The organism is Virgibacillus sp. NKC19-3 (assembly GCF_019837165.1).
In the GTDB taxonomy this organism is placed as follows: Bacteria; Bacillota; Bacilli; order Bacillales; family Amphibacillaceae; genus Virgibacillus_L; species Virgibacillus_L saliphilus.
This window is the reverse complement of the sequence record NZ_JAGYHC010000001.1, coordinates 2,927,970-2,944,172: the sequence shown is the minus strand read 5'-3', so window position 1 is coordinate 2,944,172 and position 16,203 is coordinate 2,927,970. Positions and strand designations below refer to the sequence as shown.

Sequence of the window (16,203 nt, the reverse complement as noted above, 5' to 3'; positions counted from 1 at the left end):
GAAGAGACCGCTTACGGAATGAAGCTTCACTTTATTATAAAGGCGGTGGTATATATGAAATATAATTCAGTGTTTGACATTATCGGTCCATTAATGATTGGACCATCAAGTTCCCATACAGCAGGAGCGGCGAGAATTGGGAAAGCTGCACGAAATTTATTAGGGAGTGAACCGCATTGGGCAAAGATCCATTTATATGAGTCCTTTGCTAAAACATACAAAGGTCATGGGACGGACTTTGCCCTTGCTGGAGGATTATTAGGCTTTGAAACGGATGATCCAAGAATGAATAAAGCACTTGAACTTGCAAAAGCGCGTGGATTAAGGATTGAATTTATTGAAGACACAAGCGCAGTAAGCCACCCAAACACAGCCCGTTTAATTATTGGCAATGCTCGAGATCAAGTAGAGTTAGTAGGAGTATCTATTGGTGGTGGAAAAGTTGAAATCAGCGAACTAAATGGCTTTGAACTGCGTTTGTCCGGAAATCATCCAGCGATTCTTGTCACACATAATGACCATTTTGGTGCTATAGCCTCTGTTACGGCCATCTTGGCTAAACACAAAATAAATATCGGGCATATGGAAGTAAATCGGAAAGACCTTGGTGAGGAAGCATTAATGGTGATTGAAACAGATCAAAATGTTGAAGAACTTGTTCTGCAAGAATTAATGAAAATGCAAAATATTCTTCATGTGTCGATGATTGTTAGTTAAAGGAGGTATCATATGTTTCGAACAGTAGCAGAATTAGTAGAGTTAGCAGAAAAAGAAAACATATTGATTTCTGAGGTGATGATCCGTCAAGAGATGGATGCTAAAGAAAAAACAAGAGAAGCCATATTGTCTGAAATGGAAAGAAATCTTGACGTGATGGAAAATGCAGTTGAAGATAGCCTAAAAGGGGTAAACTCTGTAACTGGTTTAACTGGTGGAGATGCTGTTTTAATTCAGGAATATATGAAAAACAATACCCCATTAGCCGGCAACGTACTTTTGGATGCAGTAAGTAAAGCAATGGGCACAAATGAAGTAAATGCAGCCATGGGGACGATTTGTGCAACTCCAACAGCGGGTAGCGCAGGCGTTGTTCCAGGAACATTATTTGCAGTGAAAAATCAGCTAAACCCGACACGTAAACAGATGGTACGTTATTTGTTTACAGCTGGTGCTTTTGGATTTGTAGTTGCCAACAACGCCTTTATCTCGGGTGCTGCAGGAGGTTGTCAAGCAGAAGTTGGTTCTGCAGCTGGTATGGCTGCAGCTGCCATTGTGGAAATGGCCGGGGGAACATCTCAAGCCTCAGCAGATGCCTTTGCAATGACATTAAAAAATATGCTTGGACTTGTTTGTGATCCTGTGGCAGGGCTAGTGGAAGTTCCATGTGTTAAACGTAATGCAGGAGGTGCTTCTCTCGCTATTGTATCAGCTGATATGGCGTTAGCAGGGGTTACGAGTCGTATTCCATGTGATGAAGTTATTGGTGCGATGTATCGTATCGGTAAAACGATGCCATCTACTTTAAGAGAGACTGGTGAAGGTGGTTTAGCTGCTACGCCAACAGGGCAGTTGTTGAAAGAAAAAATATTTGGTTCCTTAGCATAATGGACTCTTTATAATATCCGGAGGTTTCTAGTCGGTAAAAACTTTTCTTTAGTATTAAGTCTAATATAAAATGGCAAATCGTAAATTTTTACCCACATGTATAAAATTATAGATTTGCTATTTTCTTTTCTATATCGTTAATGGTCTGACTGTCATCCGCTTTTTGAAACGCATCAAGTGCATACGTATAATGGGTCATTGCCTTTTGCTTCTCACCAAGCTGTTGAAAAATATACCCTAGATCTCGACGGGCATAACCAACGACAATAACATCTTCTGTTTGATCCCCATGATTTAGGGAAACTTCCATCATATTCTTAGCCTCTTTGAGCTTGTTCTGCAGCAGGTAAGTTTTCCCTCTCTCATACAAATTAGCTGCAAACCCCAAGTGAAACTTTGGAAACATGGTATCGTAGATTTCATATTCCTTTGCAAAAAAGTAGAGTGCCTTCTTGAAATTTTCACTCGAACGCTCAACCATACCAAGCTGATGATAAGCAACCGCCTCACCTTGTACATCTTTATCATTCCTAGTTATGTGTAAAACTTCTGTGTACAGTTGATATGCTTCTTTAAACTGATTTAATTCGCTCTTTACCAGGCCAAGACCATGTATTGCCTGTTTATAAAAATGAGACTGTTGGTCATCTATCTCATCCAAACATTCCAAATATAGAATCTCAGCTTGCTTTAAATAGCCATTATTCACGAATTCAAATGCACGATGTAATTGATTTTTTATATTTTTCATAGTACCTTACCACCTTTTGATCATATTTATATGCTTAAAGAGGGGAGTGCAGCGAAATAATTATGTAGTTAGACAATCCACAGGTCGAGTTGGAACGAATAAATAAAACGATTATACTATCTGAAGCAGACAGTGTAATCGTTTTTTACTTATTTTCTTCAAGAATAGACCCAATTACTAAAGCAACACGAATTCTTAGGGAATCTGTAGGATCACGAAATGAGCAGCTTAGCATTTCTTCTAATTTTTTAATTCGGTATTTGACCGTATTTCTATGAACGTATAATCTTCTAGATGTTTCTGTTATTTCACATTGGCATTCTAAGTATACCTCTATTGTTTTTATTAATTCCACATCTTCTTTTGTTTTAGGGTAGGCAAGGGATTTAAGCGTATCTTCGTATAATGATTTTAAATCCTTTTCAGGGAGCGTTTTCAATAACTCTTCCACTTCTTTTGATTTATAAAAATTAATAAACCCGGACTTGTTTGCTGCATACCCAGTCATTATTGCTTCTACAGCTTCTTGATAGGCTGTTGGAATATCTGAAAATGTGTGGATAGGGTTACTTATGCCAAACGAAACGGAAAAATCTCCTTGAATTTTTTTCTGCGTGCTTTCGAGAAATCGGGTAATCCTTTTAATTTCGTTGTCATAATCATTATAAGAGGGTAACAATATGACAAAGTATTTTTCTTTTGTAAATAAGATTGCGTCCATATCCTCGTTTATGATTTCATCTTCTAATTGATCATAGATTGTATTATGTTGTTCTCCGAATTTTTTTTCACGTAATTGCAGTGTTTCATAATTATCCCCTGTTGTGTCCAGCGAGCAAATAATACAGGTATTATCCACATCTGTTTTTAGCCCATAATAATTTCCGCGGCTTAAAATTTCCTCCTCCGAATGAATTCTATTTTCAATTAAATCAGCAAAAAAGTTATTTTTTAATAATCTCGAATTTTCATCAATAGCTTGCTGTTTAATCATGGTAAATGATATAACGTTGCCTGCTTGCTCAATAGCCATCTGTGAAGAGGGGTAGGGTAAGGTTAAAGAATCTAGGATAACGAGCATGCTGGGATATTGCCGTTTCGTTTTAACAGGAAAAGTTGTAGTAGACTGATATACTTTCGACGGAATTGTAAAAGTGGCTCCGGCACGTGCGTTTTTAAGATCTTCTTTCACCTTTTGTCTAATCTCCTGCTCTACTATTTTCATAGAATCTTTACGAAAATCATGACTACGGGCAATACTTTCTCCTCTATGATTTAATAAAATGGCTGGCCGATCAACAAAATAACCTAATTGTTGTATAAGTGCAGGCAAACTATAATCTTTAATCATCATCTCTGAAAACTCTTTTTGAACATGTAGCGCGTAATATAACTGCTCCGCTTCATGATCATTTAAATAATTTAAGATATAACGAGAGACATTGCCTAGTGCGTGTTCTATAGGTAAATCAATAATTGGAAAAGCTAATTCATCGGCAAGTAACTTTACATCTTCCGGCAAAGTTTGCAAAAATCGGTCTATTTTAATGACAATTCCTGTACAATTAAGGGCATGCATTTGTTCAATTAGTTCACAAAACTTTTGTATATCATCTTTAAAACCGTACCCAGTTGTAAGCAGTAGATGGTTTTTCTCTAAGAACTGGATGATGTCAGGGGCGTCTGATATGTTAACAGATTCAACATTGCGGGTTAAACCTCTATGGCCCGCGAGAACAGTACAATCTTTCATACCTTCTATGATAAATAAATTGTTTAATGTCTTCATACATATCCCTCGTTTGTATAAGTATTAGCAGTTATACGGAAAGGCTTATTTTTACTATAATATGTTTCAAGTGAAAAGTAAACAAAAAATATTGCTAATTTTATTCATTTTAAACAATGACTTTATACAGTCGGCCTATTAAAATAATGGTATGGTGATGGAATAACCTGGTTTTAGGTTGTATGCACTATTCGATGAATAGGCGTCTTCTTTAAAAGATTCTTCGTGGTAAGAGGTGGAATATGGGGACAGCTAGTCTTTTAGGTATCGAAGTGGATCGTATTCTCCGTGAAAATCCTAAAGGCATAACCCACAGTATCTTTACCAATAGTTTTAATTTACTATTTGGTGATAAGATTGTGCATATTGGAGCACTTGAAAATGGGATAGCCCCTTTTGGTATAGGGGTGGATCGGTTCGATGTACGACAATTGATACAACAAATAAGTTTAGGGCAGTACGTGCATTGGAATAGGTGTGATAATCGGCTATTTTTCTTTACCAGTGCAATGTCGCTTAAATTGGAGCAGGCTCAAGTATCAGACAATAAGCTCATTAGTTCTCCATTTAAACTTTCCATTCTAAAAACGAATGCTGAATATATTGTATCGTTTCTAGAACGAAAAGCGTGGCAAACAGGATTGGCGCAATCTCATGAGGAGAAAGATATACTGAGGGACTATTTGTCATCTTCATCGATAGTCTACAGTAACCAACCTATTTTAACGAACATGAAAAATGTAGTAGCTTTAGTTCAAGGAAACGGATCCATGGACACTGATTCTGTGTTTGATTATTGGGTTGGAAGAGGGCGTGGCCTAACTCCGAGTGGAGATGATATGATAATTGGAGTATGTGCTATTCTATCAAATCTTGGTGGGATAAATAAATCTTTTCTTACTCAGTTGGAGTTTTACTTATTACGAAAAGGAAAGCAGCGAACCACACAAATTGGATATGAGTATTTGCTGTATGCAACTAGGAACAATTTTCATTCGCATATTAAACAGTTAAGCCAACAGCTGCTTGATTTAGAAAATAGTAATTTTATAACGGCGTTGGAGAAGGTAGCCGGGTTTGGACATACATCTGGTACAGATACACTGCTTGGTATGTTGTTGGGAATAAAAGCAGTAATTTACGAACCCTTTTTATGTGATTAATGTTGTAAAATAGACATGGATTGGAACTATAAAAGGCTGGTGGAACAATGAAAGAATTATTAAAATCAAGTAACTGGTTATCGGGCTTACAATGGCTCTTTTTTATTTTTACAAACATTGTTGTTATTCCTATTACAGTTGGAGCTGCATTTGAACTGCCGCAGGAAAGAATTGTGGCATTGCTTCAACTTTCATTTATTTTAACTGGGATTGCATGCATGATCCAGGCGTTAATAGGACATCAACGTGCGCTCTTGGAAGGCCAATCCGGTCTGTGGTGGGGGGTTATTTTAACTCTTGTAAATACAGCTATTGCACAAGGTATGCCGTTATCAGAACTAGGAGGCAGTATAACTGTAGGTATCATCATTTCAGGAATTATTACCGTCCTCATTGGGTTAACTGGACTTGGGCCACATCTTGCAAAATTATTTAATCCAGCTGTTATGGGCGTATTTATGTTTTTATTCGGTGCTCAATTGGTTGGAATTTTTATGAAAGGGATGCTCGGGATTCCTTTTGGAAATGCTGCCCAGGATGGGAGCATTGATATTGCCGAATCCATGTTGTCCATTATTATTGTCATTGGTGTCATTATCATTAGTGTTAAAGCGAAACCGAGCATTCGGCAATATAGTTTGCTTATCGGTATTATCATTGGTTGGATTGCTTATGTATTGATATTTGGAGCCAGTCCTTCAACTGGAGGCCGTGCTACTTTAAGCATACAATTATTTCCTTTAGGGGAGCCTTTCTGGAATATCGGAATAATTATAACCATTGTTCTTACTGGGTTATTAAATACTGCTAATACGTTTGGAGCTTTAAGAGGAACGGACAGTATATATAACATGGTAACAACTAATAAGCAGTATCGTGCGTCCTTTACGATTACAGGTATTATAACCGGCATTTCAGGGTTTCTTGGACTCGTTCCATATTCACCTTATGTGTCATCGATTGGATTTCTTAATCAAACTGGCATTATCAAAAGAATGCCCTTTATTTTAGGTGGTTTTATGTTTTTGGTAATCGGACTTATCCCACCTTTAGGGAATTTTTTCTCTCAATTACCATTGAGCGTTGGTAGCGCCGTGTTGTTTGTTTCATACGTAATGTTACTGAATTCCTCCTTGAACTTCTTTAACCAAGTTAACTTTAATACAATAAATGTCTATCGTTCCGCAGTGCCACTTTTTACAGGATTAATTATTATGACAATGCCTGCAAGTTATTTTGAAACGATCCCTAGTATTATTCGTCCACTATTTAGTAATGGATTAATCGTGGGAGTTACGCTGGCGCTTCTATTGGAAAATTTATTTCATTGGGATCGGTATGGTGTAAGTAAATAGAGTTATAGATGAAGCATTTCCCCATAAGGAGTGCTGCTGAATGACGGGTATGTAGAATGCTTCGTGATCAGCAGCATTTTTAATTCTTATCAGAATGCGTTTTTATATAGAGTAATACAATATAACGGTATTTATAGAAATTCCTTTATAAAGTGAAAGTGTAATAATATCTATTCTTTATTTTTGTATTGACAAACCCATTATTATTCCGTAATATATTATATATTTCTGAACTATTTTATAGCATAGGAGTGTCAATGTATGAACAGTTTTACTAATCAAACTCATCCTTATCCAGCTACAAGAAATGCTACATATGCGAAGAATGGGATGGTTGCAACATCGCAGCCACTTGCTGCACAGGCAGGGCTGGATATTTTGAAAAAAGGTGGAAATGCCATTGACGCGGCGATTGCTACTGCTGCTTGTCTGACAGTAGTGGAGCCGACTGGAAATGGTATCGGTAGTGATGCATTTGCTCTGGTATGGACAAAGGGCAAGTTGCATGGACTGAATGCTAGCGGTAGATCACCTAAAAACATTTCCATTGATGCCATAAAAGAAGCTGGACACGATAAAATGCCGACATACGGCTGGTTTCCAGTAACTGTTCCTGGCGCACCCAGTGCGTGGGCAGCGTTATCAAATGAATTTGGTAAACTATCATTACAGGAAGTGTTGCAGCCAGCAATTGATTACGCATCTGAAGGGTTTCCGGTATCCCCTACTTTAGGGAAACTTTGGAAGAAGGCATATCAAAAATTTAAAGTGAATCTAACTGATAAGGTTTTCGAAAGTTGGTTCCAAACGTTTACGCCGAATGGCCGAGCTCCAAGAGTTGGAGAGATTTGGACATCACCCGATCATGCAAAAACATTGCAATCCATTGCTGATACGGGAGCAGAGTCTTTTTATCGTGGGGATCTGGCGGAGAAAATCGCTGCTTATTCCCAGGAAAATGGCGGATTTTTAACAAAGGAAGATTTAGCGGAGCATAAGGCAGAATGGGTTAAGCCGATTAAGGTTAATTACCGTGGCTATGATGTATGGGAAATTCCTCCAAATGGACAAGGGATTGTTGCATTACAAGCACTAAATATTCTGCGAGGATTCGATTTTAAAGAAAAAGAATCAACAGATACATATCATAAACAAATCGAAGCTATGAAATTGGCATTTGTTGATGGATTCAAGTATGTGACAGAAGAGCAACACATGAAATATACATCAAAGCAAATGTTAAGCGACGCCTATGCAGAAAAGCGAAGAGCGCTTATTACTGAGGAAGCTCTAACCCCTGAGGCGGGTGATCCATCAGATAGTGGTACAGTTTATTTAGCTACCGCGGATAATGAAGGAAATATGGTTTCATTTAAACAGAGTAATTACATGGGATTCGGTTCTGGTATCGTGATTCCGGGAACCGGAATAGCCATGCAAAATCGGGGGCATGATTTTTCGTTGGATCCGAATCATGTTAATGCATTAGACGGTGGAAAGCGAACATTTCATACGATTATCCCTGGGTTTTTGACAAAAGGAGAGGAACCTATCGGTCCGTTCAGTGTTATGGGAGGATTAATGCATCCACAAGGACATCTGCAAATTGTGATGAATACAATCGATTTTGGTTTAAACCCTCAAGCTACATTGGATGCACCGCGCTGGCGATGGGATAAGGATAAAACTGTCGAATTAGAACATCGATTCCCTCATCATATTGCACAAGAACTAGCAGATAAAGGGCATGATATTAAAATACAACTGGACTCGACTGGTTTTGGTCGTGGGCAAATCATTTGGCGTGACCCTGATACTGGTGTATTAGTAGGTGGTACGGAATCTCGCACAGATGGTGCAATTGCGTCATGGTAATTATTTACGTAAAGGATTTGTGAGGATATGCGAACACACTGGAATATTTTTATAGCTTTCTTTCGGGTAGGAATGCTTGGTTATGGCGGAGGGCCAGGTTCGATTCCATTAATTCATAAGGAAGTTGTAGACAAATATAAATGGATGACGGCGGATGAATTTGGTGATTTATTAGCCCTGGGAAATACGTTACCAGGTCCTATCGCTACGAAATTACCCGGCTATGTCGGTTACCGTGTGAGAGGCATATGGGGAATGATAAATGCTGTTCTGGCAACAATTGTACCGACAGTAATTTTAATGATTGTGCTACTAACGTCTTTATCGTCCGTTAAAGATTTCGATTGGGTGCAAGGGATGACTGCTGCTGTTATCCCAGTTGTTGGTGTTATGTTGGCAGTACTGACATGGCAATTTATTGAAAAAGCTATTGGCGGGATGGGCTGGATCAAGACAGGAATAATGAGTGTGATTATTTTTGCACTCCTTCAGTTTCTGAATGTTCACCCTGGGATCGTAATTGGGGTGCTGCTTGTCTTTGCCCTGGTTCAAAAAGATAAATCCAAGCATGATGATGGAAGCAGAGAAGGTGATTCACCATGATGATATATTGGGAGATTTTTGTCGCGTTTTTTGTTCCCGGAATACTTGGTTATGGCGGCGGTCCAGCATCGATTCCACTGGTAGAGAATGAAGTTGTCGATCGGTATGGTTGGATGACAGTACAAGAATTCAGTGAGGTTTTGGCTCTTGGGAATTCATTACCAGGTCCCATTGCAACGAAAATGGCCGGCTATATTGGCTATGACGTAGGCGGCGTGTTCGGTGCGTTTGTTGGTGTTTTTGCGGCAGTTGCTCCTTCGCTCATTATTATGATTTTATTATTTGGTTTTCTATTGAAATATAAGGAGTCCCCAAAAGTAAAGCGACTGACGTTATATGTCCGCCCGGTGATAGCTATATTACTCGGTGTGATGGCATGGAATTTTTTTAAGGAATCCTACGTTGATATTGGATTCTGGCAAACGGGAATTATCATTGTTGCAAGTTATTTATTGTTGGAACGCGTGAAATTGCATCCGGCATTTGTGATTATTGGGGCATTTATCTATGGTGGCCTTCTTCTATAGCGGACTTAAGGTATCTAAAATGAAGGATATTTTCTAAAAAAATTGGGTAAGCACAAAGGCTCAGGGCGTCCGATTAGTAACGTATAAGCTGTATTAAAGTTCGTCCCACCGCCCCCATTTATAAGAGCAATACAGATAGACGGACTGGTATACGTTTGTTATTCTAGCGAAGGATAAAAGTAGCACTATCTAAAAAACTTACGAAAAGGGTCTATGTAAAAAAGCTAAGCACTGCTTAAAGTGGCTTAGCTTTTTTTTAATCCATTAGTCAACCACCCCTAACTTCTTTAACCCATTATAGATCCCAGAATCAGCTACAGAAGTTGTTGTGTGGTTGGCATAGGTAAAAAGGTCTGGATGTGCATTTTCCATTGCAAAACCTTCACCGACAGCCTGCAGCATTTCTTTGTCATTCATACCGTCTCCGAAGGCAATAGCTTGTTCTTTCGAGATGTTCAGCCGTTTAAGGATCGTTTTCACCGCTTCCCCCTTGTTCACATTTTCCCGGATGATATCATAAGACTGAGGTGCTCCCTCAATATTCACTTCTGAAAGCCTGAGATATGGCTCCAATTTATACAGCGTGGCTTCTTCAGTATCAACATTTATCACGGTAGCACCGATAATTGGATCTGCTACGTTACTTGTGTATACATCATTTTTTGTTAACTGAAATACCTTATTGAACTGTTGGACCGCCGAGCTGTCTAAGGATGTAAAGTAATTTTTGTTACTGGTATACAGCACGATTTCAGACCCGTGTTCATTTGCGATTTGTATAAATTGATGAACTAGGTTTATGTCTAACGGTTCATGAATAATGGCCTCATTTTGATAAACGGCATATGCCCCGTTATAGCCAATGAGTGATTCTACGTTTAGCTCTTTAGCAAGGTTTTCTACTTCATGAAGCGGTCTTCCTGTACATATAAAAACTTCCATGTTCTGGCGTTGGGCCTGTAAAATAGCATTCTTAGTTGAATCCGTATACGTATGGTCAGGTTTTAGAATGGTTCCATCAATATCGAGAAATAGTACTTTGTAGGTCATGTTGTGCTCCTTTATATATGTGTTGTGTATATATTTTATCATAAAGGGCGATGAAAATCAGAAGTGAATCATCAGTAGGAAATTTTCTGTATAGGAACATAATTTAATAGCCTTATTCGTATATTTGTTATAGTGGAAAAGTTCTATAAAATAACAATGAGAGGGGGAACCGACATTTGAAAATAGCTTGAAAAAAGGAGGTAGAATCGCATGGAATTTGGAATTCTTTCATTATTACCGCCAGTAATAGCGATTGTGTTGGCCCTTTTGACCCGAAATGTTATCCCGGCACTGTTTGCAGGTGTTTGGTTGGGCGCTACTATGCTTCATGGATGGAATCCGCTGATGGGATTATATGCTGTATTTAATGATTTCATCCTCCCGAACGTTGGTGATGAGTGGAGTGCGACGGTTTTAATTTATTGTGGATTATTTGGTGTACTTATTACTGTTTTACAAAAAACAGGTGGAGCTCATGCGATTGCAACTGCAATTGCAGGTAAGGTGAAATCACCTAGAGGTGCGCAGAGCTCAACGATGCTTTTTGGTATTATTAATTTTTTTGATGATTATTTTAATGCATTAACAGTAGGAAGTGTGATGCGTTCGGTTACGGATAAAATGCGAGTTTCCAGGGAAAAACTGGCGTATATTGTTGACTCCACTTCTGCGCCGATGTGTTTATTGGTACCTGTTTCCACATGGGTGGTTTTTGTAATGGGGCTGATTGGCGCACAGTCTGCGGAGCTTGGTATTTCCGGTTCAGCGTATATGGCGTATATTTTCACGATACCATTTAATTTCTACTCGATTCTGGCTATAGTGCTTGTAGCGATTATTATTTTCATGAAATGGGATTTCGGACCAATGGCACAAGCAGAATATCGTGCGCGAACGACTGGGAAATTATTGCGTGATGGTGCAGAACCGCCTGCAGATGATTCAATGACTGATGTGAAAATGGACGAAAATACAGTACCGAAAATGCGGAATATGATTGTTCCGATTGTTGTGCTTATCGGGTTGATTCCACCATTGTTTTTATGGACGGGGGGATTTCCGGAAAATGGCTTTGTTACAGCAATTGGAGAATCGGATGGAGGACTATCCATTTTGATTGCAGCTTTTGTTGCAGGAGTTGTCGGTCTAGGTATGGGGATGAAGCAAAAACAGTTTCATTTTAAAGAGGCAATGGTCATCTATGTGAATGGGTTCAAAAGCATGATGTTAGTGTATATTATTTTGGCTTTGGCATGGTCGATTGGAAGTGTAACATCGGAACTTGGAACAGCTGCCTATATTGTTGATTTCGCTGAGCAAAATGCGTCACCAGCGTTTATCCCGTTCTTGCTTTTTGTTGTGGGGGCTATTGTAGCATTCACAACAGGAACGTCGTATGGAACATTTGCGATCTTGATTCCAATAGCGATGCCACTTGCAGCCTCGATGGATCTATCAATATATTTGGCAATTGCTGCAGTACTTAGTGGAGGCGTGTTTGGGGATCATTGTTCACCGATATCAGATACAACGATTCTTTCGTCAGCAGGATCGTCCAGCGATTTGATTGATCATGTAAATACACAACTGCCTTATGCGATCACTGCCGGGATTAGTGGCATTATTTCCTTCCTTGTTGCAGGAATCACAGAGTCCGGCGTAGCGTCATTAGTGATTGGTATGGTGTCGTTATTTGCTTTTGCGTATATATTAAATCGGGTGTGGGGGAAGAAGATAGTGGAGAACGTGGCTGAGTGATGGTTGAAGATAGAAAAGGAACCGCCCTTTAGTTATCTGCGAGTGCGGTTCCTTTTTATGGAAATTTAAATTTGAGAAACTACAAGTTCATAATGCTTTATCATTGACCGAATGAAGCCACTCTTCAATCGTGTTGACAACGGATTCCAACGTGCCTGGTTCAAATGGGGAGTGAAGATTTGCTGTTTCTACAAGTTCCAAGAAAGATTTCGATCCACCTAATTTACTTAGGTTTACGTAGTCATTCCAAGCAGCAGCTTGATTTTTACGTGATCGTTTCCAGAATTGGAAGGCACAAATTTGTGCTAATGTGTAATCAATATAATAAAAAGGATCTTCGTAAATATGTCCTTGACGCTGCCAGAAAGCACCTGCCTCCAGGTAAGCATTCCCGTCATAATCACGATGTGGTAGGTAGATTTGTTCTAACTTTTTCCAGGCTTGCTTGCGCTCATCCGGTGTCCATTCCGGATTTTCATAGACAAGATGTTGAAATTCATCCACAGCAACACCATAAGGGATAAATGTGAGGCCGCCAGCCAGGTGTGCATACTTATATTTATCCGTATCTTCGTTGAAGAATAACTTCATCCAGGGCCATGTGAAAAATTCCATGCTCATCGAGTGAATTTCAGCCGCTTCATGTGTTGGATGCAGGTATTCCGGAACTCCAATATCTCGGCTAGCATAATTCTGGAACGCGTGTCCTGCTTCATGCGTTAATACATCGACATCTCCAGATGTTCCATTAAAATTTGCGAAAATGAATGGAGATTGATAGTCTTCCAAATAGGTGCAATAGCCACCTGCTTCTTTTCCCTTTTTTGCTTTTAGATCCATTAAATTATGGTCAAGCATATAATGGAAAAATTCCTTTGTTTCTTCTGATAATGCTTCGTACATTTTTATACCGTTTTCGATAATCCATGTAGAGGATCCTTTTGGTTTTGCATTCCCGTTTTTAAACACAACATTTTCGTCGTGAAATTTTAAAGCATTTACACCAATGCGTTCTGCCTGCTTTTGATATAATTTCGAGGCAACAGGCACAATGATGTCGCGCACCTGTTTGCGAAAAACGGCAACCATGTCGGGATTATAGTCAAAACGCTGCATTCGTATATACCCGAGTTCTACAAAATTTTTATACCCCAGTGTTGTTGCCATATCATGGCGCACCTTTACTAATTGATCATAGATATCATCAAATGTAGTTGCATTTTTCTCAAAAAACCCAGTGCTTGCTTGAACAGCTTGCTTCCGCCGGTCACGATCTGTATCTTGCATGAAGGGCTCAATTTGAGCAAGTGTATAGGTTTCCCCCTCGAATTCCACTTCTGCTGATGCCACTAGTTTTGAGTATTCGGTCATCAGCCTGTTTTCTTTTTGTAGAAGCTGAATGATCTTTGGAGAAAATTCTTTTATCTGGAAATCAGCAATTTGAAAAAGTTGTGTTCCATATTGTTTTTCTAGCTGCTTACGATAAGGAGATGTTATTAATTCCTCATAAAACGCGGTATCCATTGCAGTTAACTCAGGTTCCATTTCATCGGTGAAATCACGTTCCTCTTGGTAAAATGTATCATTGGTGTCAATGGATGCACGAATAAAAACCAGTTCAAACAGTGTTGATAGTCGCTGGCGAAATACGTTAATGGCGTTGACCGCATTTTTTGCTTCCTCAGGTGACTTAGCACCGGTAAAATTGTCCAATAATAGGTCGAATTTATGCTTCTCTTCTTCCATATCCGGTCGCTCGTATATAAACTCCTCGAATGTTTTCATATCCAATCCTCCCTCATACACATATTATTCGCCATCAAAAGAAAAAATCCTGCTTGTACTAGAGTTCGATAAAATGCAGGGCGAGCCTGTCACTGTTTTTGCATTAGCCCAATAATAATAGAAAGTGAGATACCGATCATTAGTCCTAGAAAGATATCAATCAGTAATGTAGCTGTAAAGGTAGCAAGAAAAATGATGGCATCGGAAATGTTGTTTTTAAAATAATAGCTCAGTTGTTTAAAATTAGTCAGCCCTGATACAGCGATAATGATAATAGCTGCAAGTGTTACTTTCGGTAAATAATAGAATAATGGGGTTAAATACAGGATAGCTAGCAGCATGAATATTGCTGTTACAAGCAAGGATAAGTTTGTTTTTGCCCCTGATTGTTGGTTGACGGCTGTTCTTGAAATAGCTCCGGCAACCGGAATTGATCCAACAAACGAACTAGTGATATTTGCTAGTCCTAATCCGCGTAATTCCTGATTCGGGTCAAGCGGCTCGTTATCTTTATTCGCTAACTGTTTGGCAACAGCATAGGATTCAACAAAGGATATAAACGCAATCATTAATGCGATCGGTAATAATGAGATAATGAGATCAAACGTAGGGGTATGAAAAGAAAGATTTGGTAAAGCCTGGGGAATACTTCCTACGATAGCCACCCCCTTTTCGTTTAAATCAAAATAATCTACAATAAGAACGGATGCAAAAATAACAATAAATGCTCCCGGAATTGCGGGAGATGTTTTCTTTAGTAGTAATAAAAGAAAAATGCTGCCTGAAGCAATTCCAACTGTATAGAGATTTGCTTCGGGGAGGTGAATTATTATTTCTTGTCCATACGAAATAAGGTTGTCATATTTGGGTAAGGATACCCCCATGATGGACTTCACTTGATTTAAAGCGATAATGATTGCGGCCGCAGATATAAAACCATGAATCACAGCATAAGGTATAAAGTTGAAAAAAGAGCCTATTTTTATAAATCCTAATAGTAATTGAATCACTCCAGTAAGTAAAGCAAGTATCATGATTAGCTCTATAAATTGGGTGGAATCAGCTTGTACAATACTGGTTATACCGGAAAACGCTAAAAGCGAGACAATGGATACAGGACCCACAGATAAATATTTTGATCCGCCAACGAATGCATAAATAAGTAATGGGAAGGTGGCGGCAAATAAACCAAGCGTTACTGGTACTCCCGCTATGATGGCATAAGCCATACTTTGGGGAATTAGCAAAACGGCCACCGTCATCCCGGCGGTGAGGTCATCTGTTAAATCAGATGTATTGTAGTGGACAAGGTGTTTTAATCCCGGAAATAATTTGTACATCATCAAATAAATAGCCCCCTTAAATACAAGCGTGTACTTGTACTATATTTTATGGAGATGGGAATTATTCTGGATGAATAACAGTAGAAATTATCGATAATACCATTTTTGATCATATTGAAAATGCTATAATAAAATAATGAATCGAATAGGAGGATTTCATGAAACCAAAAATTGAGTTAACGAAGCCTGAAAAGGAGACACTCGTTGGGATTATTCAAGGATACTTTGAAAGGGAGCGTGGGGAGCAAATCGGCGAGTTGGCTGCCATGTTGATGCTTGATTTTTTCATCGAAGAAATAGCGCCATTGTTTTATAATAAGGGAGTTGAAGATAGTCGTTCATATATGACGGAAAAGCTTGATGATTTATATGAAATATTAAAAGACTAGAGCTTTGCCGAGTATTTATAGTAAAGTCAAAGTACGCAATATAAAGATAAGAAACTTTTTACTTGCTAAAATATGGAATGAAGGAGATGTATCATGGCTGTTGATGGAAGATATCGCGCCAATATTTATCACGGATTAGAAGTAGACGTTGTTTTAAAACGGGATCAACGAACAGGTAAGACAACCCATGGAATAGTCAGGGAGGGTTCA

The 16,203-nt window shown here is 38.8% G+C and carries 14 protein-coding genes and 1 pseudogene; 10 read left to right on the top strand and 5 right to left on the bottom strand.

The genetic code is table 11. The features are described 5' to 3' along the window. Positions 1–54: 54 nt before the first annotated feature. Together sdaAB and sdaAA are read left to right on the top strand one after the other, a co-directional pair. Positions 55–717, top strand: coding sequence for an L-serine ammonia-lyase, iron-sulfur-dependent subunit beta (gene sdaAB, locus KFZ56_RS14290; RefSeq protein ID WP_222642593.1), 663 nt, complete (start codon positions 55–57; stop codon positions 715–717). Between the two features lie 12 nt (positions 718–729). Beyond that, on the top strand, positions 730–1,605 hold the full coding sequence (gene sdaAA, locus KFZ56_RS14285; protein ID WP_222642592.1) for an L-serine ammonia-lyase, iron-sulfur-dependent, subunit alpha: 876 nt from the start codon (positions 730–732) through the stop codon (positions 1,603–1,605). A gap of 106 nt (positions 1,606–1,711) precedes the next feature. On the opposite strand, the gene KFZ56_RS14280 is transcribed toward sdaAA, so the two are convergent. Together KFZ56_RS14280 and KFZ56_RS14275 are read right to left on the bottom strand one after the other, a co-directional pair. Next, a complete protein-coding gene (locus tag KFZ56_RS14280) occupies positions 1,712–2,356 on the bottom strand; it encodes a tetratricopeptide repeat protein (RefSeq protein ID WP_222642590.1) in 645 nt (214 codons plus the stop codon). A gap of 145 nt (positions 2,357–2,501) precedes the next feature. Then, entirely contained in the window at positions 2,502–4,145 is a 1,644-nt protein-coding gene (locus KFZ56_RS14275; protein ID WP_222642589.1) for a PucR family transcriptional regulator, read from the bottom strand. A 242-nt stretch (positions 4,146–4,387) separates the two neighbouring features. Here KFZ56_RS14275 and KFZ56_RS14270 point away from each other — a divergent pair, with 242 nt between their 5' ends. The 5 genes from KFZ56_RS14270 (at position 4,388) to KFZ56_RS14250 (ending at position 9,668) form a co-directional block, all read left to right on the top strand. Then, positions 4,388–5,308, top strand: a complete 921-nt coding sequence (locus KFZ56_RS14270) for an oxamate carbamoyltransferase subunit AllH family protein (protein WP_222642586.1) — start codon at positions 4,388–4,390, stop codon at positions 5,306–5,308. Positions 5,309–5,355: 47 nt separating this feature from the next. Continuing rightward, positions 5,356–6,663: a uracil/xanthine transporter gene (locus tag KFZ56_RS14265; protein WP_222642584.1), complete on the top strand. Its 1,308-nt coding sequence runs from the start codon at positions 5,356–5,358 to the stop codon at positions 6,661–6,663. A 261-nt stretch (positions 6,664–6,924) separates the two neighbouring features. Beyond that, positions 6,925–8,538 (top strand): gamma-glutamyltransferase, encoded by a 1,614-nt coding sequence (ggt, locus tag KFZ56_RS14260; RefSeq protein ID WP_222642581.1) that lies wholly within the window; start codon positions 6,925–6,927, stop codon positions 8,536–8,538. A gap of 27 nt (positions 8,539–8,565) precedes the next feature. Continuing rightward, on the top strand, positions 8,566–9,141 hold the full coding sequence (locus KFZ56_RS14255; RefSeq protein ID WP_222642579.1) for a chromate transporter: 576 nt from the start codon (positions 8,566–8,568) through the stop codon (positions 9,139–9,141). Beyond that, complete coding sequence (locus KFZ56_RS14250; RefSeq protein WP_222644003.1) at positions 9,141–9,668, top strand: chromate transporter; 528 nt, start codon at positions 9,141–9,143, stop codon at positions 9,666–9,668. The genes KFZ56_RS14255 and KFZ56_RS14250 overlap by 1 nt, the downstream gene beginning before the upstream one ends. A gap of 264 nt (positions 9,669–9,932) precedes the next feature. On the opposite strand, the gene KFZ56_RS14245 is transcribed toward KFZ56_RS14250, so the two are convergent. Continuing rightward, positions 9,933–10,718, bottom strand: a complete 786-nt coding sequence (locus KFZ56_RS14245; RefSeq protein WP_222642578.1) for an HAD family hydrolase — start codon at positions 10,716–10,718, stop codon at positions 9,933–9,935. A 210-nt stretch (positions 10,719–10,928) separates the two neighbouring features. Here KFZ56_RS14245 and KFZ56_RS14240 point away from each other — a divergent pair, with 210 nt between their 5' ends. Then, on the top strand, positions 10,929–12,476 hold the full coding sequence (locus KFZ56_RS14240; protein ID WP_222642577.1) for a Na+/H+ antiporter NhaC family protein: 1,548 nt from the start codon (positions 10,929–10,931) through the stop codon (positions 12,474–12,476). Between the two features lie 87 nt (positions 12,477–12,563). Here KFZ56_RS14240 and KFZ56_RS14235 read toward each other — a convergent pair whose 3' ends face one another. Next, positions 12,564–14,261, bottom strand: coding sequence for a M3 family oligoendopeptidase (locus KFZ56_RS14235; protein ID WP_222642576.1), 1,698 nt, complete (start codon positions 14,259–14,261; stop codon positions 12,564–12,566). A gap of 89 nt (positions 14,262–14,350) precedes the next feature. After that, positions 14,351–15,604 carry a SulP family inorganic anion transporter gene (locus tag KFZ56_RS14230; protein ID WP_255585359.1) on the bottom strand — a complete coding sequence of 418 codons (1,254 nt, stop codon included), beginning with the start codon at positions 15,602–15,604 and terminating at the stop codon, positions 14,351–14,353. 158 nt (positions 15,605–15,762) lie between these two features. On the opposite strand from KFZ56_RS14230, the gene KFZ56_RS14225 reads away from it, so the two are divergent. Then, complete coding sequence (locus KFZ56_RS14225; RefSeq protein ID WP_222642574.1) at positions 15,763–15,993, top strand: DUF2164 domain-containing protein; 231 nt, start codon at positions 15,763–15,765, stop codon at positions 15,991–15,993. Positions 15,994–16,086: 93 nt separating this feature from the next. Next, a pseudogene (locus KFZ56_RS14220) lies at positions 16,087–16,197 on the top strand (DUF2196 domain-containing protein); the annotation flags it as partial. Positions 16,198–16,203: the final 6 nt, after the last annotated feature.